Raw genomic sequence first — 23,034 nt, forward strand, 5'->3', positions numbered from 1 at the left:
CGGATCGGCTCACGCATCCCGGCAGGCGCGCGAGGCCAGTGCAATGAAGCGTCCCGCCGCGCAGGGCAGGCAAGGGACGCGGCGCTGCTAGAATGCCCGCGCCGGCCTGTCCGGCATCCAATCGAATGTCTTCAGGGCGGGGTGCAAGTCCCCACCGGCGGTAGGCGCGGCGACGCGCGAGCCCGCGAGCGCTGCCGGCGACGTGCGAAATCCTCGCATCGGCCCGACAGGTCAGCAGACCCGGTCGAAGTCCGGGGCCGACGGTCATAGTCCGGATGCGAGAAGACGACGTCATGCGTGGCCTCGCGGCCGCGCGCGCTGTCGCGTCCCGAACCGTTCCCATTCGGCACACCGTGCGGGCGACCGCGCGGACGGAGGCAGCGACATGTTCACCGGATTGATCGAAGGCGTCGGACGCCTGGTTTCCAACGAGCCCCGCGGCGGCGACGCGCGGCTGCGCATCGCGGTCGGCACGCTGCCGTTCGCGGACGTGACGATGGGCGAGAGCATCGCGGTCAATGGCGTTTGCCTGACGGTCGTCGCGCACGACGACGCGCACTTCGAGGCCGATGCATCGACCGAGACGCTGGCGCTGACCACGCTTGGTGCGCTGGCCGCGGGCCGAGCGGTGAACCTCGAACGGGCGATGCGCCCGACCGATCGGCTCGGCGGACACTTGGTCAGCGGCCATGTCGATGGCGTCGGCCGGGTGGCCTCGGTGCACGACGACGCGCGCGCGCAGCGCTGGCGCTTCGAGGCGCCGGCGGCATTGCTGCGCTACGTCGCGCACAAGGGCTCGATCTGCGTCGATGGCGTCAGCCTGACGGTCAACGCGGTCGATGCCGACGGCTTCGAAGTGGCGCTGGTGCCGCACACCGTGGCGCACACCGCGTTCGGCGCCACCGCGGTGGGCGAGGCGGTCAACCTCGAGGTGGACCTGGTCGCGCGCTATGTCGAGCGCCTGCTCGCCAGCGGCGTGGTGCCGCCTGGAGCGCACGCATGAACTTCGCCCCGATCCCTGAACTGCTCGAAGAGATCCGCGCCGGGCGGATGGTCGTGGTCGTCGACGATGAGGACCGCGAGAACGAGGGCGACCTGATCATGGCGGCCGAACTGGTCCGGCCGTCCGACATCAACTTCATGGTCACCCACGGCCGTGGCCTGGTCTGCCTGCCGCTGACCGCCGACCGCGCGGCCCAGTTGGGCCTGGCGCCGATGGTGCGGGCCAACACCGCGCAGTTCCAGACCAACTTCACGGTCAGCATCGAGGCCGCCGAGGGCGTGACCACCGGCATCTCGGCGCACGATCGCGCGCATACCATCCGCACCGCGGTCCGGCCCAATGCACGGCCCGAGGACCTGCACCAGCCCGGCCACATCTTCCCGCTGATCGCCCAACCAGGCGGTGTGCTGACCCGCGCCGGCCACACCGAGGCCGGTGTGGACCTGGCGATGCTGGCGGGTCTTGAGCCGGCGGGCGTGCTGGTGGAGATCCTCAACCCCGACGGCAGCATGGCGCGGCGCCCGGAACTGGAGGCGTTCGCGCGCGAGCACGGCCTGAAGATGGGCTCGATCGCCGACCTGATCGCCTATCGCCTGAGCACCGAGCGCACCGTCGAGCGCATCGACGAGCGCGACATCGAGACCGAGTTCGGCCCGTTCCGGCTGGTGACCTATCGCGACCGGATCGCGCACGAACTGCATTTTGCGCTGGTCCGCGGCACGCCGGATGCAGCGACGCCGACGCTGGTCCGCGTGCAGGTGGAGAACCCACTGGCCGACCTGCTGCACTGGCGCCGCGACGATTTCGGCGTCGCTGCTACTGATGCGCTGCGTGCGATCGCGGCTGAGGGGCAGGGCGTGATGGTCGTGCTGTCGGCGCCGCGCGATGCCGACGGCCTGCTGGCACGGTTGCGGCAGGAGCCGGTCGTGCGTCCGCCGGGCAAGGACAAGGATGTCGGGCAGTGGCGGCGCAACGGCGCCGGCGCGCAGATCCTTGCCGACCTGGGCCTGGGCCGCTTGCGCGTACTGGGCACGCCGCGCCGGCAGATCGGCCTGGCCGGCTATGGGCTGGAGGTCGTGGAGACCGTTCCGGCATGACGCGCGCTAAACTGGCCGGCCTGAGCGAGGCCCCATGCCCATGAGTCACATCGAAGGCGACCTGCGCGCCCCGGCCGGCGCGCGCTACGCGATCGTCGCCAGCCGCTGGAATCCCAAGATCACCGACGCCCTCGTCGCCGGCGCGCGCAAGGCGTTCGCCGACCACGGCGTCGCCGACGACGCGGTCGACGTGGTGCGCGTGCCCGGTGCCTGGGAGATCCCGTTGGCGTGCGCGCGCCTCGCCGCGGCCAGCGGCCATGCCGCGTTGTTGGCACTGGGCTGCGTGGTGCGCGGCGACACCCGCCACTACGAGCAAGTGGCCGACGGCTGCAGCGATGCGCTGATGCGCGTCGCGCTCGATGCCGGCGTGCCGGTCGCCAACGGCGTGCTCGCGGTCGAGGACTACGGCGACGCCGAGAAGCGGGCCGGCGGCAGCCACGGCAACAAGGGCGAGGAGGCGGCGCTGGTCGCCATCGAAATGAGCAACCTGCTGGACAAGATTGGATGACCCAGACCCGCAAACCCCATGGCGTCGACCCGGTGCTGCGCTCGCGCGCGCGCCGCCGCGCGCTGCAGGCCGTCTACGCGATGCAGATGTCCGGCGCGCAGGCGCGCGAGATCGTCGCGCAGTTCGCCCACGAACAGGCCAAGGAAGTCGCCGATCTGGCGTACTTCGAAGATCTGGTGCACGGCGTGGGCAGCCGCTACCGCGAGCTCGACGCCGCGCTGGCGCCGTTCCTCGACCGCGAGATCGACGAGGTCGACCCGATCGAGCGCGCGATGCTGCGCATCGCCGCCTACGAGCTGCAGCACCGCGTCGACGTGCCCTACCGCGTGGTCATCGACGAGGCCCTGCGTACGGTCAAGCGCTTCGGCTCCGAGCACGGCCACACCTACGTCAACGGTGTGCTCGACCGCGCCGCTGCGCAGTGGCGCGCGCCCGAGGTCGGGGCGCTGCGCGGCCGCTGACCACGCTCGCGTTCCGGTGCCTGGCGAGTTCGCGCTGATCGACCGCATCCGCGCCCGTGTGGTGCAGCGGGGCGATGTGGTGCTGGGCATCGGCGACGATGCCGCGCTGCTGGCGCCCGAACCGGGCGCGCAGCTCGTGGTCGCGATGGACACGCTCAATGTCGGCGTGCATTTTCCAGACGACACCGCCGCTGCCGACATCGGCTGGAAAGCGCTGGCAGTCAACCTTTCGGACCTGGCGGCGATGGGCGCACGCCCGGCCTGGTGCACCTTGTCGCTGTCGTTGCCGGCCCCTGACGCCGGCTGGATCGATGCTTTTCTCGACGGCTTCGACGCGCTGGCGCGTCCGCACGCGGTCGCGCTGGTCGGCGGCGACACCACGCGCGGCCCGTTGTCGGTCTGCGTCACGGTGCACGGCTTCGTCGCGCCTGGCCACGCCCTGCGGCGCGACGGTGCCCAGGTCGGCGACGACGTCTGGGTCAGCGGCACCCTGGGCGATGCGGCGGCCGCACTTGCGCAGTGGACCCAGGGCGGCGCGCGCGATGCCGAATTGCGTCGTCGGCTCGACCGGCCGGACCCGCGGCTTGCGCTGGGACAGGCACTGGTGACGCATGCGCATGCCGCGATCGACGTGTCCGATGGCCTGCTGGCCGATCTCGGCCATCTCTGCCGGGCGAGTGGGGTGGCTGCGCAGGTCGATGTCGATGCGCTGCCGGCCTCCGAGGCGTTGCGGCGCGAGATCGCCGATCCTGGACGACATCGTACGTTGCAGGCCACGGGCGGCGACGACTACGAACTGTGTTTTACCGCTCCCCCGCATGTGCGCGCGGAGATCGCTGCGGTCGCGCGGGCCTGCAGCACGCCGGTCACCCGGATCGGGTGCATCGTGGCCGGCGACGGCGTCGTCGCGCGCACGGGCGATGGGGCTGCGTGGACGCCGGCGCGCGCCGGCTGGGACCATTTCGCCGGCTGAGTCAGCGCGATGCGGTGTCCGGCACCGGACGCGTGCGCACCTCGTCGGGCAGCAGGCTCAGCACTTCGTCGATGATGCCGGGCAGGGACTGCTCGCTGTAACCGCGATGCGTGAATGCCACGCGGCCGTCGCGGTCGAGCATGAACATATGCGGCAGCGTCCGTACGCCGTAGAGATCGCTGATGCGGCCGCGCGGATCGGCAATCCAGGTCAGATCGATGTCGCGGTTCTGGCGGACCACGTTGTTGAACTCGGCGCGCGGTTCCTTGTAGTTGACCGCGATGACCTCGAGCGCATCGCGGCCCACCACGCGCTGGAAATGCCCAGCACCGGCAGTTCCTTGCGGCAGGGCGGACACCAGGAGGCCCAGAAGGTCACGATCACGACCTTGCCGCGCAGCGCGGCAAGGTCGACGTCGCGGCCCGCGCGGTCCTTGCCGAGCAAGGGCGGCGGCAGGCTGCCGACCGCCGGTGGCGTTGCGTCCTGGGCGGACGCGCTGCCCATCGCAGCGGTGAACAGCAGGCAGGCCAGCACGCAGCTGGCGATCGATCGCCTCATCCCTGAATCCCCTGTGGTTCTCCGCGCCGATTCTCGCATGCGCTCGTGCGATGCGTCTCAAGCCCCGCTGGAGCCGGCGCGTTTGTGCGGCCATCGGGTATCGCGGCCTCACGGATCGACGCCCAGGCGTCGTCAGCAGACGCTCAATCGTCCGCGCGGAATGCGTCCTCGATCCAGCGCAGCGTCGGCGCGGCCGCATCGCCGCTGGTTTCGACGACATCGAAGCGACAGGGCAGGTCACGCAGCTGCGGCTGTCGCGACAGGTACAACTGCGCCGCCAGCACGAGCCGGCGGCGCTTGCCGGCATCGATCGAGGCCGCGCCGCCGCCGAAGCGCAGGTTGCGACGATGGCGCACCTCGACGAACACGACCGTTGCGGACGCGCCGCGCGCATCGCGCATGATCAGGTCGAGTTCGCCGCCGCGATAGCCGACGTTGGCGGCCAGCAGGGTCAGCCCGGCCGCCTGCAGGTGAGCCCGCGCCGCCCGCTCGGCGGCCTGGCCGTCGCTGCGGCGATCGTTCAACCGCCGGCGTCCGCCTGCGCGACCACGCGACCGTCGCGCCAGGTCGCCCACGCCGGCTGGCGCACGACCTGACCACCGGGGCCGATGCGCAGCATGCCGGTGGCGCCGCCGATACCGGCCTCGGCATTGCGGCTCAGGTGTTCGAGGTAGCCACTCAGTAGCCAGGCATCGAAGCCGAACGCGAACAGCCGCGCCGCGCCGCCGCGCGCGGTCGGCAGGTCGCGCGCGATCGTCGCCTGCGGCGGCAGCGAGCGCGCACTCGCGCCCGTCGACCAACTCTCGGTCGGGAACACGATGCCGTCCAGGATCTGGTCTTCCTCCGGCTTGCCGGTGCCCGCGGTCAGCTGCGAGGTGCCCAGGCGCAGCCTGCTGCCGAGCCCGGCAACCGACAGCTGCGGCGCGATCACGCGCGCCTGGTTGCCGCGGATCGCGAGGAACACCGCGTCCACGCCCGCACCGGCGGTCACCGCATTGCGGAACACGGCGGTCTGGTCGACCGGGGTGTCGCCGACGATGGCGATCGTGCCGACGATGCTGCCGCCGGCCTGAGTCAGGCGTGCACGCAGCGCGTCGACGCTGCGCCGTGCATTGTCGTCGCCGTTGCTGAGCACCAGCACGTTGCGCGCGTTGCGGTTCAGCAGGTATTGCGCGGCCGCATCGCCTTCGTCCTCCGGTGCCAGCGAGAACGCCGCGGCGTTCTGGGGCGGTGTGGTCGCGCCGCGGTTGAGCGCCAGCAGCGGCACCGCCGGCGCCGACTGCAGGACCGCGTCGACCTCGTCGCGGCCCAGGGGCCCGACGATCTGATCGGCGCCCTCGGCGATCGCGCGGGCATAGGCCCCGGCGGCGCCCGCCGGCGTGCCGGCGGTGTCGTAGAAGGCCAGTTCCGGCCGCGTGCGGCGCTCGCCGTAGTAGCCGGCCAGCAGGCCGTCGCGGACCGGACCGGCGGCGGTCGCCAGTGCGCCGCTCATCGGCAGCAGCACCGCGAGCTTGCGCGGCGGGCGGTAGCCGTCGGACTCGGCGGGGGGCGGGCGTCGTCGAACTGCCAGCGGCCCGGCTCGGCGGGGGCGACGTCGCTGGCCCCGGGGCCAGTGGTGCCGGTGGTGCGCACCGTCGCGCACCCCGCGATCAGCGCCACCAGAGCCACAGCCACCATCGGGCGGGTGGCGCTGCCGGGACGGAGGACGCGCGGGGTCGCGTGCGCGGTCTGGGCCTGGGTTGCTGTCATGTCGCGGTTCCGCTGCGGGATAATGGCCGCATTCTAGCGTTCCGCTGTGGAGACGATGACTGCATCCGCCCGCCTCACGCCCGCGCCGGGCGTCCTGCACGTCGTCGCCACGCCGATCGGCAACCTCGGCGACCTGTCGCCCCGCGCGCAGCAGGTGTTGCGCGAGGTCGATGCGATCTGCGCCGAGGACACCCGGCACACCCGCCAGTTGCTTGGTCATTTCGGCATCGAGCGGCCGCTGGTCGCGCTGCACGAGCACAACGAGGACGGGCTGGCGGCGCGTCTGGTGGAGCGCCTACGCGGTGGCGAGGCGCTGGCGTTGGTCAGCGATGCCGGCACCCCGCTGGTCAGCGATCCGGGCTTCCGGCTGGTCGCGGCCGCGCGTGCGGCCGGCCTGCGGGTGTCGCCGGTGCCGGGGGCCAGCGCGCTGATCGCCGCGCTGAGCGTGGCCGGCCTGCCCAGCGACCGCTTCGTGTTCGAGGGCTTCCTGCCGGCGAAGGCCGGCGCCAGGCGCGAGCGGCTGCAGGCGCTCGCCGCCGAACCGCGCACCTTGCTGTTCTACGAATCCTCGCACCGGATCGACGCGATGCTCGCCGATGCCGTCGCCGCATTCGGCCCCACGCGCCGCGCGGTCGTCGCGCGCGAGCTGACCAAGTTGTTCGAGACCGTGCTCGACGGCGATCTGGCGACCTTGCACGCGCGCGTCGTCGCCGACGCCGACCAGCGCAAGGGCGAGTTCGTCGTGCTCGTCGAAGGCGCCCCGGCGTCCGAGGACGCCGCGCTGGCGGAAGGGCGGCGGCTCTATGCCGCGCTCGCGCGTCACCTGCCGCCGTCGACCTCAGCCAAGGTCGCCGCCGAGCTCAGCGGCGCGCCGCGCAAGGCGCTCTACGGCCAGGGAACTCACGACGCCTGACCGGGTCGAACGACTTCCATCGCAAGGATGCCGATCGTATGTCTCGACCCCGATGCCGTCTGGCGGCCGTCGTGTGCTGTCTCGTGTTGGCCGGCTGTGCCTATCGCGTGCAGGAATCGCATCTTGTTCGGCCGATGCCGGCGCCGCCCACCGATCTGGCCGCGCTGCGTGCCGCGTCCCCTGCGTACACCGCGACCGAGACGCGGATCGCAACGCCCGACGGTGCTTCGCTGTATCAACTGCGGCTGCAGCGGCCCGATGCCCGGGCGACGGTGCTGTACTTCGGCGGCAACGGCTACCGCATCGGCCTGCATGCCAAGTACGCGCTGCGGGCCTACGACGCCTTGCCGGTGGACCTGGTGCTGGTCGATCACCGCGGCTACGGCGGCAGCACCGGCACCCCGACGATCGCCGCGCTGCAGGCCGATGCCCTGCAGGTCTATGACGCGCTGCGCAGCGATGCCGCGGCGTCGGGCCGGCCGCTGATCGTGCACGGGCAATCGTTGGGGAGCTTCCTCGCCGGCCATGTCGCCGATGCGCGCACGCTCGATGGGCTGGTACTCGAGAGTTCGATGACCACGACCGAGGACTGGGCCGCAGCGATGCGCGCGCGGTCGGGGTTCTGGACGCGGCTGGCGGTGCGCCGTTTCGACATCGCACCGGCGCTGCAGCAGGCCGGTAATCTCGAGGTCGCCAGACGGCTGGACGAGCCGGTGCTGTTCGTCGTCGGTGAACGCGATGTCGTCACCGCGCCGCGGTTCTCGCAGGCGCTGTTCGAGGCGACGCCGTTGCCGGCCCAGGACAAGCGCTTGGAGATCGTGCCCGAGCGCGGCCACAACGACGCGTCGTTCTCGCCGCAGTTCCGCGCCGCCATGCTGGCGATGCTCGACCGCGTCGAGCGCGACTGAACTGGCATCGTTGGGTACCGTGCAGGCGACAAGCCTGCATGGACGCGCAGCGTTGATGGCGATCGCACTGGCCCAGGCTGCCACGCCTGGAGCGGCATGCGACAATGCGCGCCGGCGGAGTCGGCCGGACAGTCGCGTCGTCGGCCTTCACTTCGGTGGAGACCGGCGCCGAGGAAAGTCCGGGCTCCACAGGGCACGGTGCCAGGTAACGCCTGGGCGGCGCGAGTCGACGGAAAGTGCAACAGAAAGATACCGCCAGCGGCCCGGTCGTCTCCGGACGGCCAGGTGCGGGCAAGGGTGAAATGGTGCGGTAAGAGCGCACCGCGAGCCTGGTAACAGGCCGGCACGGCAAACCCCACCGGGAGCAAGACCAAATAGGGACCTCATGACGCGGCCCGCGTCGGGTCCGGGTAGGTTGCTCGAGCGTATCGGTGACGATGCGCCTAGAGGAATGACTGTCCACGACAGAACCCGGCTTACAGGCCGGCTCCGCCCCTTTTTGAGACGCGGCTGACCTCCCCTGCAGCGCAGGGAGGTCGGCGCGTGCTGTGGGCTGGATGGGCTGCGTTGATCGAGAGGCGGCGCGCTCGTCGAGGTCGCGGCGTGATGGAACGCGGTGAGAGAGAAAGGCCCGATCCTGCGAGCGTCCGCCCCACCCCAGCCCTCCCCCGCATGGCGGGGGAGGGAGCAGGCGTCCGCCCCCCACCCCAGGCCTCCCCGCAGGTGGGGAGGGCGCAGGCGTCTGCCCCCACCCCAACCCTCCCCGCACCGCGGGGAGGTCGCGCGCGCAGCGCGCGGGTGGGGGCGGGGCTCTCGTCGCTTAGGTTGAGGCAAACGCGATAGTCCTCCACCGTATGGCGGGGGAGGGCGCATGGCGGGTCCGCAGGCATGCGAGGTCTCCTGCCAGCGCCGCGTACCGATCACCTCCCCGCACCGCGGGGGAGGTCGCGCGCGCAGCGCGCGGGTGGGGGCGGGATTGGGGGCGGGGCTCTCGTCGCTTAGGTGAGACAAACGCGACATTTCTGCGCGTCAACCCGTCGCACCTCGGTGATCGGCCTGCATCTGCTGCGTTGCAACATGACGATTCCGTAAAGGCCGCGTGACGGTGCCGTTCAGGTCCAAAAGTGACGCATTCTCAAAATTTGAGACGAAACAGATGGTTGTGGATAAAGCTTGAACAAGTCTCTGAAGAGTGACGCAAGTCATTGACCGGACAGGTGAAAAGCGCCGTACAAAGCTGTTGACAACCCGTAGACGCACTCCTAAGGTGGCGACACGTGGGGAAACCTGGGATTTCGTGGTTTTCCGGCGCACAAGCCCGCCTAAGACGGGCGCCACGAGGTAGGACGGACGTGTTCCAGGGCGAAACCGCCATCACCATCGACGACAAGGGCCGACTGGCGATTCCCACCGCCTATCGGGACGTCGTCGCGCGTGAGTGCGACAACCGCCTGGTGCTGACCTACAACCCCTTCGACGCCGGCAGCCTCTATCTCTACCCCTACAAGGTGTGGGAAGGCGTCCGCGACAAGGTCAACGCGTTGCCGCGCACCCGCTCCACCAACCGCACCCTCCAGCTCAAGCTGGTCGGCGCGGCGATGGTCGTCGAGCCCGACGGCAACGGCCGCATCAGCATCCCCGCCAGCCAACGCACGACCGTCGGCATTGAGCGCAAGGCGGTGCTGGTGGGCATGGGGGACAAATTCGAACTCTGGAGCGAGCAGGCGCACCAGGCCCAGATCCGGCAGACGCTCAGCGACGCGGACATGGACGGTGACGACCTGGTCGGACTGCAGTTGTGACGGGCGGTGGTGCGGATGCCACGTCCGGCCACCTCCCGGTGTTGTATGCGCAAGTCCTCGAGGGCCTGCGTGTACGTGAAGACGGGCGGTACCTGGACGGCACGTTCGGACGCGGCGGTCACGCCGGCGGCGTCCTCGAACGCCTTGGCCCCGGAGGTCGACTGCTGCTGATGGACAAGGATCCCGACGCGATCGCAGTGGCCCAGGCGCGCTTCGGCGCCGACGCGCGCGTGGCCATCCGCCGCGGCAGCTTCGCTGCGCTCTCCGAGTGGGACGCCGTGGTGCAGGCGCCGCTTGACGGCGTGCTGTTCGACCTGGGCGTGTCGTCGCCGCAGCTCGATGTCGCCGATCGCGGCTTCAGCTTCGGCAAGGACGGCCCGCTGGACATGCGCATGGATCCGGACGCTGGCGAAAGCGCTGCGCAGTGGGTGGCGCGGGCCGCCGAGGCCGAGATCGCCGACGTGCTGTGGACCTACGGCGAGGAGCGCATGAGCCGGCGCATCGCGCGCGCGCTCGTCGCCCGGCGCACGCAGACCCCATTCGAGCGCACCGCGGACCTGGCGGCGGTCATCGCCGCGAACGTGCCGCGCGCCAAGCCGCAGCGCGGCCAGCGCGAGACCCATCCGGCGACGCGCTCGTTCCAGGCGATCCGAATTCACGTCAATCGCGAACTGGCCGATCTCGAGACGGGTCTGGATGCCGCGCTCGACGCGCTGGCACCGGGCGGGCGGCTGGCGGTGATCAGCTTCCATTCGCTCGAGGACCGCATCGTCAAGCGCTTCATCGCACGCCATGCCAAGGCGCCGGCCGGCAATCGCCGCCTGCCCGAAGCGCAGGCCTTCGTGCCGGCGCTGCGCATCGTTGCCGATGCCACCAAGGCCGACGCCGCCGAGCTGCACGACAACCCGCGCGCGCGCAGCGCCGTGCTGCGCGTGGCCGAGAAGCTTCCGACCGTGCACGGGGAGGCCGCATGAAGCTGCGCCACCTCGTCGTCGCCCTGCTGCTGGCTGCCAACGTGATCACCGCGATCGGCGTGGTGCACGCGCGTCACGACTATCGCCAGCTGTACATCCAGCTGACCCGGCTCGAGCGCGCGCGCGACGAACTCAACGTCGATTTCGGCCGTCTGCAGCTCGAGCAGGCCACCTGGGCGATGAGCAACCGCGTCGACCAGGTCGCGCGCGAGCGCCTGGGCATGCGCTTCCCCGAGACCGCCGAAATCGTGGTGGTGCGGCCATGAAACTCGGCAGGTTCATCAAGGCCGGCGACGGCCACGCCAAAAAGCCGCGCAAGCGCGCGCAGTTCGACCTGCGTCTGCGGCTGATGCTGGTCGGCGGTGCGCTGGGCCTGGGCGCGGTGGCGCTGGTCGGCCGCGCAGTCGACCTGCAACTGATCGACAACGCCTTCTATCAGCAGAAGGCCGACGCGCGCTTCCGCCGCGAAATCCCGATCCCGGCCTCGCGCGGCATGATCACCGACCGCAACGGCGAGCCGCTGGCGATTTCCTCGCCGGTCGAGTCGCTGTGGATCAACCCGCAGGAACTGAGCAAGCATCCCGACCGCCTGCCCGAACTGGCCGAGGCGACCGGCCTGCCGCTCGAAGAGCTGTCGCGCGCGGTCTCGCAGCGGGCCGACAAGGAGTTCATGTACGTGCCGCGCCATCGCCGGATCAGTCCGTCGACGGCCAAGCGCGTGCTCGACCTCGGCATTCCCGGTGTGTTCTCGCAGCGCGAATACCGCCGCTTCTACCCGCAGGGCGAGGCGGTCTCGCACGTGCTCGGCTTCACCAATATCGACGACCGCGGCCAGGAAGGCATCGAGCTGGCGTTCGACGACTGGTTGACCGGCACCCCTGGCGCGCAGAACGTGATCCGCGACCGGCACGGCCGCATCGTCGAGCACGTGAACCTGGTCCGCGCCGCCGAGCCGGGCAAGGACCTGGTGCTGAGCATCGACCGCCGCATCCAGTTCCTGGCCCATCGCGAGCTGCGGCGCGCGATTGAGGAAACCGGCGCCAGTGCCGGTTCGATCGTGATCCTCGAAGTGGCGACCGGCGAGGTGCTGGCGATGGCCAACCTGCCGACCTACAACAATAACCGCGTGACCGGCGAAAACCGCGACGCCCACCGCAACCGCGCGGTGACCGACCTGCTCGAGCCCGGCTCGACGATGAAGCCGATCACGATCGCCGCGGCGCTGGAGAAGGGTGTCATCACGCCGACCAGCACCTTCAACACCAGCCCGGGCTGGATTCCCAACGGGCGCTTCAAGACCAGCGACTTCCGCAATTACGGTGTGCTCGACACCACCGGCATCATCACCAAGAGCTCCAACGTGGGCTCGGCGATGGTCGTGCACAAGCTCGACAGCCAGTACTTCTACGATTTCGTGCGCAGCTTCGGCTACGGCCGCAGCACCGGTAGCGGCTTCCCCGGCGAGGCGGCCGGCCTGTTCCCGGACCCTTCGCGCTGGAGCGGCACCACCAAGCAGGGCATGTCCTACGGCTATGGCCTGTCGGTGACGCCGATGCAGATCGCGCACGCCTACGCCACGCTGGGCAACCACGGCCGCGCGCTGCCGCCGACCTTCGTCAAGGGCGGTGCCGGCGAGCCGCGCCAGGTGCTGTCGGCGAAGGTCGCCGACGAAGTGGTGCGGATGATGCAGACGGTCACCGAGCCCGGCGGCACCGGCACCCGCGCGGCGATCCTGGGCTACCACGTCGCCGGCAAGTCGGGCACCGCGCGCAAGGCCAGCGGCGGCGGGTACGCCCGGCGCTATCTCGCGTTCTTCGCCGGCCTGGTGCCGGTGGCCGATCCGCGCTTTGCAATGGTCGTGGTCATCGACGATCCCGACACCTCCAAGGGCGGATCGACCTACGGCGGCGGCTACGTCTCCGCGCCGGTGTTCAAGCGGGTCATGGATGGTGCATTGCGGCTGATGGACGTGCCGCCCGACGACATCGAGACCTGGTTGGCCGCGCAGGCCGCCAACGAGGCCAAGCTCGCACGCGAGCACGGGCGCACGCCGGCCGCTGCGCAGGCGACGACGACGGGGACGCCGCGATGAGCCGCGCGATGCCGTTGTCCGAACTGCTGCCCGACGTCGCCACCGTGCCGGCCGACACCGTCATCACCGGCCTGGTGCAGGACAGCCGCGCGCTGCGGCCGGGCGATGCCTTCGTCGCGATCGGCGGCTTCGGCACGCACGGCCTGCATTTCGCCGCCCAGGCCAAGGCCGCGGGCGCCAACGCGGTGCTGTTCGAGCCGCCGGTCCCGGCCGAGATCGAGACGCTGCCGGCCGATGCGATCGCCGTGGCGGGCCTGCGCGACCGCATGGGCGCGATGGCCGATACCTTCCACGGTCAGCCCTCGCGGGCGATGACGATGGTCGGCGTCACAGGTACCAGCGGCAAGACCTCCACGGTGCAGCTGCTGGCGCAGGCGCTGGAGGCCTCGGGCACGCGCGCCGGCACCATCGGCACGCTCGGCGCCGGCCTGCACGGCGCGGTCGCCCCGACTGGCTTCACCACGCCGCTGGTGCTGCAGACCCATGCGTTGCTGGCGCAGTTGCGCGACGACGGTGCGCAGGCGGTGGCGATGGAAGTCAGCTCGCACGCGCTCGACCAGGGCCGTGTCGATGCAGTGCATTTCGATGTCGCGGTGTTCACCAACCTCACCCGCGACCACCTCGACTACCACGGCGACATGGCCGGCTACGGCGAGGCGAAGGCCAAGCTGTTCATGCGTCCGGGCCTCAAGGCCGCGGTAATCAATGTCGACGATCCGTTCGGCGCCACACTGCCGGCGCGGCTCGATACTGCCGTACGCGCGATCCGCGTCAGCGCCGCCGGCGCGGCCGATGCCGACATCGCCGCGTCCGATGTCGCGCTCGATGCCGACGGCATCGCGTTCTCGCTGCGCATCGGTGGCGAACGGCTGACGGTGCGCTCGCCGCTGCTGGGCCGCTTCAATGTCGACAACCTGCTGGCCGTCGCCGGCGTGCTCGCCGCGCTCGGCCAGGCGCCGGCGCAGATCGTGCGCGCGCTCGGCGTGCTGCAGCCCATCGCCGGCCGCATGAACCGCTTCGGTGGCGGCGATACGCAGCCGCTGGTGGTCGTCGACTACTCGCACAAGCCCGATCCGCTGCAGCAGGCGTTGCAGTCGCTGCGCGGTCATCTGCGCGGCCGACTGACCTGCGTGTTCGGCTGCGGTGGCGAACGCGACACCGGCAAGCGCGCGCAGATGGCGGCGATCGCCGAGGCCCATGCCGATCGGGTGATCGTCACCGACGACAATCCGCGCCGCGAGAATGGCGATGCCATCGTCGCCGACATCCTCGCCGGTTTCGAACGCGCCGACACGGTCCGTGTGCAGCGCGACCGCGGCCGCGCGATCGCGCAGGCGATCGCCGAGGCCGAGCCCGGTGACATCGTGTTGATCGCCGGCAAGGGACACGAGCCCTACCAGGAGATCGACGGCGTGCAGCATCCCTTCGACGACCGGCAGGTCGCGCAGGCCGCGCTGGCTGCGCGCGGGACGGAGGGCGCACGATGACGCCGCTGTCGCTCACCCGGATCGCCGCGCTGGTCAACGGCCGCCTGCAGGGCGCCGACGACGGCGTGCAGATCAAGGCCGTCGTCACCGACACCCGCCGGCTCGACGCCACGGACCCGCGTGCGCGTCTGTTCGTCGCGCTGCGCGGCGAGAACTTCGATGGCCACGCGCACGTCGCGCGCGCTGCCGAGCTGGGTGTGCGCGCCGCGCTCGTCGCCCGTCCGCTCGACCTGGCGCTGCCGCAGATCGTCGTCGCCGACCCGCAGACCGCGCTCGGCGCACTGGCCACGGCGGTCCAGCGTGCGCGGGTCGCGCAGGTCGTCGCGATCACCGGCAGCAACGGCAAGACCAGCGTCAAGCAGCTGACGGTCGAGATCCTGCGCCGGCATGCCGCGACCTGCTTCAACCCCGGAAACCTCAACAACGAGATCGGCCTGCCGCTGTCGATCCTCGATGCGCCCGAGGACGCCATGTTCGCCGTCTACGAAATGGGCGCCGGGCAGCCGGGCGACATCGCCTATCTGACCGCGATCGCGCGCCCGCGCATTGCCCTGGTCAACAACGTCGCGCCGGCGCACCTGGAGCGCATGGGCAGCCTGCTGGGCATCGCCGACACCAAGGCCGCGGTCTACGACGCGCTGCCTGCCGACGGCACCGCGGTCATCAATGCCGACGATGCGTTCGCGCCGTATTTCGCGCAGCGCGCCCACGGGCGCCGCCTGCTGCGCTTCGGCATCGAGGCCACGGCCGACGTGGTCGCCCGCGCCATCCGTCCCGACGCGGCCGGCACCCGCTTCCAGCTGATCACGCCCGCTGGCGAGGCGCCGGTTGCGCTGCCGTTGGCCGGCCGCCACAACGTGCGCAATGCGCTGGCTGCGGCCACGATCGCGCTGGCGGCCGGCGTGCCGCTGGCGACGATCGTCGATGGGCTGCAAGCAGCGCAGGCGGTGTCCGGCCGGCTGGCCCTACATCGCCTGTCCAGTGGCGCGGCCCTGATCGACGACAGCTACAACGCCAATCCCGGCTCGCTGCACGCCGCGATCGAGACCCTGACGACCATGCCGGGCACGCGCTGGCTGGTACTGGGCGACATGCGCGAACTCGGCGCCGACGGCGCTGCGATGCATGCGCAGGCCGGGCTGCGCGCCAAGGCTGCCGGCATCGCTGCGCTCTACGCACTCGGACCGTTGGCCGCGCACGCGGCCGACGCCTTCGGCGACGGCGCGCAGCGCTTCGACACCCACGCTGCGCTCGCCCAGGCCCTGGTCCGCGACCTGGATGCCAGCGCCTCGGCTCACGACACGCGGTCTTCCACGGACGACCGACCGGCCCTCACGATCCTGGTCAAGGGATCCCGGGGCAGTGCGATGGACCGGACGGTCGCCGCACTGCTCGACGCGCAAGGAACCCACGATGCTGCTTGAACTCGCCCGCTGGCTGCAGGGGTTCGAGGACTTCTTCGGTCTGTTCGAATACCTCACCTTCCGCGGCATCCTGGCGGCGCTGACCTCGCTGTCGTTGTCGTTGTGGCTGGGCCCGGCGGTGATCCGCAAGCTGGCGCAGTACAAGGGGGGGCAGCCGATCCGCCAGGACGGTCCGCAGACGCACTTCTCCAAGGCCGGTACGCCGACGATGGGCGGTGCGCTGATCCTGATCACCGTGCTGGCGGCGGTGTTGCTGTGGGGCGACCTGCGCAACAAGTACGTGTGGCTGGTGATGGCGGTGATGGTCGCCTTCGGCGCGATCGGCTGGTACGACGACTGGATCAAGATCGTGCACCGCGATCCCAACGGTCTGAAATCGCGCTGGAAGTACCTGCTGCAGTCGGTGTTCGGCCTGGCGGCCGGCCTGTACTTGTATCTGTACGCGGACGTGCCGGCGGCGACCACGTTCTACCTGCCGCTGTTCAAGTCGATCGCGCTGCCGCTGGCGGGTATCAGCTTTGTGGCGATCGCCTACTTCTGGATCGTCGGCTTCTCCAACGCGGTCAATCTGACCGACGGCCTCGATGGGCTGGCGATCATGCCAACGGTGCTGGTCGCTTGCGGCATGGGCGTGTTCGCCTACGCCTCCGGCAACGCGGTGTTCTCCAGCTATCTGCAGATCCCGCAGGTGCCCGGCGCCGGCGAACTGGTGATCATCTGCGCGGCGATCGCCGGCGCGGGCCTGGGCTTTCTGTGGTTCAACACCTATCCGGCGATGGTGTTCATGGGCGACATCGGCGCGCTCGCACTCGGCGCGGTGCTCGGCACGATGGCAGTGATCGTGCGCCAGGAACTGGTGCTGGTGATCATGGGCGGCATCTTCGTCATCGAAACGCTGTCGGTGATGATCCAGGTGGCCAGCTTCAAGCTGACCGGCAAGCGCGTGTTCCGCATGGCGCCGATCCACCATCACTTCGAGCTCAAGGGCTGGCCCGAGCCGCGGGTGATCGTTCGCTTCTGGATCATCTCGGTGATCCTGGTCCTCGTCGGTCTCGCCACGTTGAAGGTGCGCTGATGGCCCGCGTCCACGACACCGCACTCCACGACAGCTTCGGCGCCCGCCAGGCGACCCGGCTCGACGAGATCCACGGTCGGTTCGACCCGTGGCTGGTCGGGATCATGGTCGCGATCGCGACGCTGGGCGTGATCATGGTCGCGTCGAGTTCGATCGCCGTCGGCGAGGACATGGGGGTGGGGCGGTACTACTTCCTCAGCCGCCACTTCATGTTCATCGGCTTGGGGCTGGGCCTGGCGTTCGCAGTGATGCGCACCGAGCTCAAGACCATCGAGAAGTACGACCGCTTCGTGCTGCTGATGTGCGCGGGCCTGCTGCTGCTGGTGTTCGTGCCGGGGTTGGGGCGTTCGGTCAATGGCGCGCACCGCTGGATCAACCTGGGTATTTCCAATTTCCAGGTCGTCGAGGCGGTCAAGGTCATCTACATCGTCTGGCTGGCCAGCTACCTGGTGCGGTTCCGCGACGAGGTCAACGCCACCTGGGGCGCGATGCTCAAGCCGATCGGCGTGGCCGTGGTGCTGGTCGGTCTGCTGCTGCTGCAGCCCGACTTCGGCTCGTCGATGCTGCTGCTGGGCGTGACCGCCGGCATGCTCGTGCTCGGTGGCGGCCACCTCAAGCGCATGATGCTGCCGGTGCTGCTGCTGCTGCCGGCGGTGGTCGCGGTCGCGGTCATGGAGCCCTACCGGCTACGCCGCATCACCTCGTTCATGAACCCCTGGGAAGACCAGCTGGGCGCCGGCTACCAGCTCAGCAATGCGCTGATGGCGGTCGGGCGCGGCGAGTTCTCCGGGGTCGGTCTGGGCGCGTCGGTGCAGAAGCTCTCCTACCTGCCCGAAGCGCATACCGACTTCATCTTCTCGGTGCTGGCCGAGGAACTGGGCTTCCTGGGCGTGTGCCTGGTCGTCGGCCTGTTCGTCGCGCTGGTCGGTCGCGCGCTGTGGATCGGCCTGAAGTGCGTGGAGATGCGTCGCCACTTCGCCGGCTACTGCGCATTCGGCGTCGCGTTGATGATCGGTCTGCAGAGCCTGGTCTCGATCGGCGTGAACCTCGGCCTGCTGCCGACCAAGGGCCTGACCCTGCCGCTGGTGTCCTCGGGCGGTTCGAGCGTGATGATGACCTGCGTCGCGTTCGGGCTGCTGCTGCGCGTGTCCTACGAACTCGACCGCGCCCAGCGCCAGGTCGCCCGGCTGCGCGGCGATGCCGCCGCGCCAGCACCGACGCCGGCCGGCCCGATGCCCCCCACCCATCAACCGCCGCTGCCCGTGCCGCCGGCGACCGCCAAGCGCGGCACCAGCCGTCTGCAGCAGCGCGTCGAGCCGAGCTTCGGCGGCAGGAGCCACGCATGATCCGTCGCCTGCACCAGACCCGTGGCCTGTCGAAGGAAGACTTCGCGAAGGTCTTCTCGCGCGTGCATTTCGTCGGCATCGGCGGCACCGGCATGAGCGGCATCGCCGAGGTGCTGGTCACGCTCGGCTACAAGGTTTCGGGTTCGGACACCGCCGACAGCGCGGCGACCCGCCGGCTCGCCCGTCTGGGCGCGACCGTGCACCGCGGCCACGCGGCGGCCAACGTGTTGGGCACCGACTGCATCGTCGTGTCCAGTGCGATCCGCGCCGACAACCCGGAGTTGATGGAGGCGCGCGCGCAGCGCATCCCGATCGTGCCGCGTGCCGAAATGCTCGCCGAGCTGATGCGTTTCCGCCGCGGCATCGCGGTCGCCGGCACCCACGGCAAGACCACGACGACCTCGCTCACCGCCAGCGTGCTCGCCGAGGGTGGCCTGGACCCGACCTTCGTCGTCGGCGGGCAACTGCTCGCCGCCGGCGCCAATGCCCGCCTGGGCAGCGGCGACTGGCTGGTCGCCGAGGCCGATGAGAGCGACGGCAGCTTTCTGCGGCTCAACCCGCTGGTCGCGATCGTCACCAATATCGATGCCGACCACCTGGAGAACTACGGCGGCGACTTCGCCCGGGTCCAGGATGCCTTCACCGAATTCCTGCACCGGCTGCCGTTCTACGGGCTGTCGGTGCTGTGCATCGACGATCCCGAAGTCGCCCGGCTCGCGCAGAGCGTGCCGCGGCACATGATGACCTATGGCCTGTCGGACGAGGCGGACGTGCGCGCCGAGAATGTCCGCCAGGACGGCGCGGCGATGCAGTTCACGCTGTGCCTGCCCGAGAACGTGCGTGTCGAAGCCCGGCTGGCCTTGCCCGGCCGCCACAACGTGCTCAATGCACTGGCCGCCGCTGCGGTGGGCTGGCAGCTCGGCGTCGCCCCCGAGGCGATCGTCGCTGCGCTGGGTCGCTTCGAGGGCATCGGCCGCCGCTTCAATCTGCTCGGCGAAGTGGTCACGCCGACCGGCGCCCGGGTGCAGCTGGTCGACGACTACGGCCACCATCCGCGCGAACTGGCTGCGGTGTTCGCCGCCGCGCGCGGCGGCTGGGGCGACCGCCGGCTGGTGGTCGCGTTCCAGCCGCACCGCTACAGCCGCACCCGTGCGCTGTTCGACGATTTCGCCGGTGTGCTGTCGGATGTCGACGCGCTGGTGTTGACCGAGGTCTATCCGGCCGGCGAGGCGCCGATTGCCGGCGCCGACGCCAAGACACTGGCCCGCGCAATCCGTGCGCGTGGCCGCATCGAGCCGGTGGTCGTCAATGCCGCTGACGAGCTGATCGACGTGCTCCCCGACGTGCTGCGCGACGGCGACCTGTTGCTGATGATGGGCGCTGGCGACATCGGCGCGACCGTGCAACGGCTGGTCCAGGACGGCTTTGCGGAGGTGGCCGCATGAGCGCGATTCTGCCCGCGCCGCGTATCACCGATCCGGCTGCGTTCGGCCGTGTCGCCGTGCTGCTCGGCGGTCCTGGTTCGGAGCGCGAGGTCTCGCTGCAGTCCGGACAAGGCGTGCTCGACGCGCTGCGCTCGCGCGGTGTCGACGCGCACGCGGTCGATGGCGTGCCTGCGCTTGCCGAGGCGATCGTTGCTGGCCGCTTCGACCGAGTTTTCAACATCCTGCATGGCGGTGATGGCGAGAACGGCGTGGTGCAGGGCCTGCTCGATGCCTTCGGCGTGCCCTACACCGGCTCGCGCGTGCTCGGTTCGGCGTTGACCATGGACAAGATCCGCACCAAGCAGGTGTGGCTGAGCCTGGGCCTGCCGACGCCGCGCTATGTGCGCCTGGTGCCGGGCGACGACGCGCAAGGATGCGCGAGTGCCGCGGGAGGCAGGATGCCGAGAGCGGCCGACGTGCATGCCGCGGCGCGCGAGCTCGGCCTGCCGGTCATCGTCAAGCCGTCGAAGGAAGGCTCGAGCGTCGGCGTCAGCCGGGTGTTTGCCGATGCCGATCTCGACGCCGCGGTCGCCCTGGCTGCGCGCTATCCCGGCGAGCTGCTGATGGAGCAGATGATCGAGGGCGACGAGCTCACGGTCGGGATTCTCGATGCCGGCGAGGGCCCGCGTGCGCTGCCGTCGATCCGCATTGTGCCCAAGGGCGCGTGGTACGACTACGAGGCCAAGTACGTCTCCGACGACACCCGCTATCTGTGCCCGGGCCAGGACGGCGACGACGAGGTGCGGCTCGGCGCGCTGGCGGTCGAGGCGTTCGTCGCTGCCGGTTGCAGCGGCTGGGGCCGCGTCGACGTGATGCGCGATCGCGCCACCGGCGCGCTGCACCTGCTGGAAGTGAACACCGCACCGGGCATGACCAGCCATTCGCTGGTGCCCAAGGCCGCCGCGCAGCTGGGCATGGACTATGCCGCGCTGTGCTGGTGCGTGCTCGAATCGACGCTGATGCCGGAGGCGGCCGCGCGATGAACCAGGCGCTCGCCACCACGACGCGGATTCTGGCCTGGCTGCTGGCGCTGGTGCTGGTGGCGTTGCCGGTCGTCGCCGTGATGCAGGGCTGGATCGGCGCCGAGCGCTGGCCGTTGCGCGTGCTGCGGATCAACGACGGCCTTGAGCAGGTCGATGTCGCCCGCGTGCGCGAGACGGTGCTGCCGCACGCACAGCGCGGCTTCTTCGCGGTGGATCTGGCGCAGGCGCGGCGCGATGTCGCGCGCCTGCCCTGGGTCGCCGGTGTCGAGGTGCGCAAGCACTGGCCCGATGTGTTGGAAGTGCGAATCGGCGAGCATGTCCCGTTCGCACGCTGGGGCGAGGACCGGCTGCTGTCGACCCGCGGCCGGCTGTTCTCGGCCGAAGGCGTCGAGGTGCCTGACGCGATGCCGCGCTTCGATGGTCCCGACGCGCGCGCCAACGAGGTCGTCGCGCTCTACAACGAGGCACGCGAGCTGTTCCGGCCCTCGGGCCAGCAGATCGAAGGCGTCGTGCTCGACGCGCGCGGCAGCTGGTTGATCCACCTGTCCAGCGGCACCGAAGTGCTGGTCGGCAGCCAGGAAGCGGTGCCCCGGCTGGCGCGTTTCGCCCGGATGCTGCCGCGGCTGGTCGCCAATCGCGCCGAACCGCTGGCGCGCGCCGACCTGCGTTACACCAATGGCTTTGCCCTGGTCTGGGGCACGCCGAGCGCCGACACCGAGGCCGCGGGCACGGCGTCTGCGCCCGCATCCGGCGGGCCGCGCGCTCTGGCGCTGCACGCGGCGGGTATGCCCGTTCACCACGACTCACGACTCACGACTCACGGCCTCTCATGAACCGCAAAGGCGACAAGACACTCATCGTCGGACTGGACATCGGCACCTCGAAAGTGGTGGCGCTGGTCGGCGAGTATTCGCCGGGCAACCCGATCGAGGTGATCGGGATCGGCAGCCACGAGTCGCGTGGGCTCAAACGCGGCGTGGTCGTGGACATCGAGTCGACGGTGCAGTCGATCCAACGCGCGGTCGAAGAAGCCGAGCTGATGGCCGGCTGCGAGATCCGCTCGGTCTACGCCTCGATCTCCGGCAACCACGTGCAGTGCCGTAACTCGCCGGGCATCGTGCCGATCCGCGACAACGAAGTGACCTGGTCGGATCTCGATCGTGTGCTCGACGCGGCCAAGGCGGTCGCGATCCCGGCCGACCAGAAGATCCTGCATGCGATCCCGCGCGAGTACGTGCTCGACGACTCGCAGGAAGGCATCCGCAATCCGGTCGGCATGACCGGCGTGCGCCTGGAGGTGCATGCGCACCTGGTGGTGTGCGCGCAGTCGGCCGCGGCCAACATCAGCAAGTGCGTGCAGCGCTGCGGCCTGCAGATCGACGACCTGATCCTGTCGTCGCTGGCGTCCAGCACCGCAGTGCTGACCTCCGATGAGCGCGAGCTGGGCGTGGTGCTGGTGGACATGGGCGCGGGCACGACCGACCTGGCGGTGTTCGTGCAGGGCGCGATCTGCCACACCGCATCACTGCCGATTGCTGGCGACAAGGTCACCGAGGACATCGCGCACATGCTGCGCACGCCGACTCCGGAAGCCGAGCAGATCAAGGTCCGCTACGCCTGCGCGCTGGCGCAGCTGGCGACCAGCGAAGAATCGATCCAGGTCCCCAGCGTCGGCGACCGGCCGCCGCGGCGGCTGCCGCGCCAGTCGCTGGCGCAGGCGGTGCAGGCGCGCTACGAGGAGATCTTCGAGATGGTGCAGGCCGAACTGCGCCGCTCGGGCTTCGAGCAGCACGTGCGCGCCGGCATGGTGCTCACTGGCGGCGCGGCGAAGATGGAAGGCGTCGTCGAACTGGCCGAGGAGATGCTGCAGATGCCGGTGCGGGTGGGGATTCCCCAGCACGTCACCGGACTGGGCGAGGTCGTCGGCAATCCGGTGCACGCCAGCGGGGTGGGCCTGCTGCTGATGGGCAGCCAGATCGAGCACCCCCGACGCCCGGTGATCTCCGCCGGTCGCGCGGGCGGGCTGCTGAAGAAACTCAAGACGTGGTTCAACGGCGAGTTCTGACGAACCCGCCACGCGCGACTTGCGCAATGGGCGTTTCAAAAAGCGACAACGAAGGGCAAAGGGCAGGGCGGCGACGAAGACAGCGGTAAGCGGTAACCAGCACATTCGACAACAACATAAATACCGGATGGC

The 23,034-nt window shown here is 70.3% G+C and carries 22 protein-coding genes, 1 other RNA gene, 1 pseudogene and 1 other annotated feature; of the genes and pseudogenes, 20 read left to right on the plus strand and 4 right to left on the minus strand.

All coding sequences use genetic code 11. The annotated features are described in order from the left end of the window. Positions 1–123: 123 nt before the first annotated feature. Positions 124–291 (plus strand) — a binding site (FMN riboswitch). Between the two features lie 94 nt (positions 292–385). From BEN78_09465 to BEN78_09485, 5 genes are read left to right on the plus strand one after another with little or no spacing between them, the layout of a single operon-like run. Continuing rightward, positions 386–1,003: a riboflavin synthase subunit alpha gene (locus BEN78_09465; protein ASR43565.1), complete on the plus strand. Its 618-nt coding sequence runs from the start codon at positions 386–388 to the stop codon at positions 1,001–1,003. Next, complete coding sequence (locus tag BEN78_09470; protein ASR43566.1) at positions 1,000–2,100, plus strand: 3,4-dihydroxy-2-butanone-4-phosphate synthase; 1,101 nt, start codon at positions 1,000–1,002, stop codon at positions 2,098–2,100. Before BEN78_09465 ends, BEN78_09470 begins: the two co-directional genes overlap by 4 nt. 40 nt (positions 2,101–2,140) lie before the next feature. Beyond that, positions 2,141–2,608 (plus strand): 6,7-dimethyl-8-ribityllumazine synthase, encoded by a 468-nt coding sequence (locus tag BEN78_09475; GenBank protein ASR43567.1) that lies wholly within the window; start codon positions 2,141–2,143, stop codon positions 2,606–2,608. After that, positions 2,605–3,069, plus strand: a complete 465-nt coding sequence (locus tag BEN78_09480) for a N utilization substance protein B (GenBank protein ID ASR43568.1) — start codon at positions 2,605–2,607, stop codon at positions 3,067–3,069. Before BEN78_09475 ends, BEN78_09480 begins: the two co-directional genes overlap by 4 nt. Before the next feature lie 16 nt (positions 3,070–3,085). Next, positions 3,086–4,042 (plus strand): thiamine-phosphate kinase, encoded by a 957-nt coding sequence (locus BEN78_09485; protein ASR43569.1) that lies wholly within the window; start codon positions 3,086–3,088, stop codon positions 4,040–4,042. 1 nt (position 4,043) lies between these two features. On the opposite strand, the pseudogene BEN78_09490 reads toward BEN78_09485, so the two are convergent. The 4 genes and pseudogenes from BEN78_09490 to BEN78_09505 form a co-directional block, all read right to left on the minus strand. Next, positions 4,044–4,600: pseudogene (locus BEN78_09490) on the minus strand (thioredoxin family protein). 143 nt (positions 4,601–4,743) lie between these two features. Then, positions 4,744–5,124, minus strand: a complete 381-nt coding sequence (locus tag BEN78_09495; protein ID ASR45051.1) for a YraN family protein — start codon at positions 5,122–5,124, stop codon at positions 4,744–4,746. Continuing rightward, positions 5,121–6,104 (minus strand): hypothetical protein, encoded by a 984-nt coding sequence (locus BEN78_09500; GenBank protein ASR43570.1) that lies wholly within the window; start codon positions 6,102–6,104, stop codon positions 5,121–5,123. Before BEN78_09500 ends, BEN78_09495 begins: the two co-directional genes overlap by 4 nt. Beyond that, positions 6,089–6,349, minus strand: a complete 261-nt coding sequence (locus tag BEN78_09505; protein ASR43571.1) for a hypothetical protein — start codon at positions 6,347–6,349, stop codon at positions 6,089–6,091. Before BEN78_09505 ends, BEN78_09500 begins: the two co-directional genes overlap by 16 nt. Positions 6,350–6,404: 55 nt before the next feature. Between BEN78_09505 and BEN78_09510 the strand changes: the two genes are divergently transcribed. The 15 genes from BEN78_09510 to BEN78_09580 all read left to right on the plus strand — a co-directional run bounded on the left by BEN78_09510 (position 6,405) and on the right by BEN78_09580 (position 22,902). Beyond that, on the plus strand, positions 6,405–7,262 hold the full coding sequence (locus BEN78_09510) for a 16S rRNA (cytidine(1402)-2'-O)-methyltransferase (protein ID ASR45052.1): 858 nt from the start codon (positions 6,405–6,407) through the stop codon (positions 7,260–7,262). A 134-nt stretch (positions 7,263–7,396) separates the two neighbouring features. After that, a complete protein-coding gene (locus BEN78_09515; GenBank protein ID ASR43572.1) occupies positions 7,397–8,170 on the plus strand; it encodes a hypothetical protein in 774 nt (257 codons plus the stop codon). A gap of 116 nt (positions 8,171–8,286) precedes the next feature. After that, an RNA gene (gene rnpB, locus BEN78_09520) (RNase P RNA component class A) lies at positions 8,287–8,665 on the plus strand. 857 nt (positions 8,666–9,522) lie between these two features. Then, positions 9,523–9,972 (plus strand): cell division/cell wall cluster transcriptional repressor MraZ, encoded by a 450-nt coding sequence (locus BEN78_09525; GenBank protein ASR43573.1) that lies wholly within the window; start codon positions 9,523–9,525, stop codon positions 9,970–9,972. Then, positions 9,969–10,946 carry a 16S rRNA (cytosine(1402)-N(4))-methyltransferase gene (locus BEN78_09530; protein ASR43574.1) on the plus strand — a complete coding sequence of 326 codons (978 nt, stop codon included), beginning with the start codon at positions 9,969–9,971 and terminating at the stop codon, positions 10,944–10,946. The genes BEN78_09525 and BEN78_09530 overlap by 4 nt, the downstream gene beginning before the upstream one ends. Then, positions 10,943–11,212, plus strand: coding sequence for a cell division protein FtsL (locus BEN78_09535; protein ID ASR43575.1), 270 nt, complete (start codon positions 10,943–10,945; stop codon positions 11,210–11,212). The genes BEN78_09530 and BEN78_09535 overlap by 4 nt, the downstream gene beginning before the upstream one ends. After that, complete coding sequence (locus tag BEN78_09540; GenBank protein ID ASR43576.1) at positions 11,209–13,038, plus strand: cell division protein; 1,830 nt, start codon at positions 11,209–11,211, stop codon at positions 13,036–13,038. The genes BEN78_09535 and BEN78_09540 overlap by 4 nt, the downstream gene beginning before the upstream one ends. Next, the gene (locus BEN78_09545) at positions 13,035–14,525 is read left to right on the plus strand and encodes a UDP-N-acetylmuramoyl-L-alanyl-D-glutamate--2,6-diaminopimelate ligase (protein ID ASR43577.1); all 1,491 of its coding nucleotides are present in this window, start codon (positions 13,035–13,037) and stop codon (positions 14,523–14,525) included. The genes BEN78_09540 and BEN78_09545 overlap by 4 nt, the downstream gene beginning before the upstream one ends. Continuing rightward, positions 14,522–15,949, plus strand: a complete 1,428-nt coding sequence (locus BEN78_09550) for a UDP-N-acetylmuramoylalanyl-D-glutamyl-2, 6-diaminopimelate--D-alanyl-D-alanine ligase (protein ID ASR43578.1) — start codon at positions 14,522–14,524, stop codon at positions 15,947–15,949. Before BEN78_09545 ends, BEN78_09550 begins: the two co-directional genes overlap by 4 nt. Next, a complete protein-coding gene (locus tag BEN78_09555; GenBank protein ID ASR43579.1) occupies positions 15,939–17,024 on the plus strand; it encodes a phospho-N-acetylmuramoyl-pentapeptide-transferase in 1,086 nt (361 codons plus the stop codon). Before BEN78_09550 ends, BEN78_09555 begins: the two co-directional genes overlap by 11 nt. Beyond that, complete coding sequence (locus BEN78_09560) at positions 17,024–18,370, plus strand: cell division protein FtsW (GenBank protein ID ASR43580.1); 1,347 nt, start codon at positions 17,024–17,026, stop codon at positions 18,368–18,370. The genes BEN78_09555 and BEN78_09560 overlap by 1 nt, the downstream gene beginning before the upstream one ends. Next, complete coding sequence (locus BEN78_09565) at positions 18,367–19,815, plus strand: UDP-N-acetylmuramate--L-alanine ligase (protein ASR43581.1); 1,449 nt, start codon at positions 18,367–18,369, stop codon at positions 19,813–19,815. The genes BEN78_09560 and BEN78_09565 overlap by 4 nt, the downstream gene beginning before the upstream one ends. Then, positions 19,812–20,837 carry a D-alanine--D-alanine ligase gene (locus BEN78_09570; GenBank protein ASR43582.1) on the plus strand — a complete coding sequence of 342 codons (1,026 nt, stop codon included), beginning with the start codon at positions 19,812–19,814 and terminating at the stop codon, positions 20,835–20,837. The genes BEN78_09565 and BEN78_09570 overlap by 4 nt, the downstream gene beginning before the upstream one ends. Continuing rightward, positions 20,834–21,670, plus strand: a complete 837-nt coding sequence (locus BEN78_09575; protein ASR43583.1) for a hypothetical protein — start codon at positions 20,834–20,836, stop codon at positions 21,668–21,670. Before BEN78_09570 ends, BEN78_09575 begins: the two co-directional genes overlap by 4 nt. Beyond that, entirely contained in the window at positions 21,667–22,902 is a 1,236-nt protein-coding gene (locus tag BEN78_09580) for a cell division protein FtsA (GenBank protein ASR43584.1), read from the plus strand. Before BEN78_09575 ends, BEN78_09580 begins: the two co-directional genes overlap by 4 nt. Positions 22,903–23,034: the final 132 nt, after the last annotated feature.

The organism is Xanthomonas citri pv. mangiferaeindicae (genome assembly GCA_002240395.1).
GTDB classification, from domain to species: Bacteria; Pseudomonadota; Gammaproteobacteria; order Xanthomonadales; family Xanthomonadaceae; genus Luteimonas; species Luteimonas citri_A.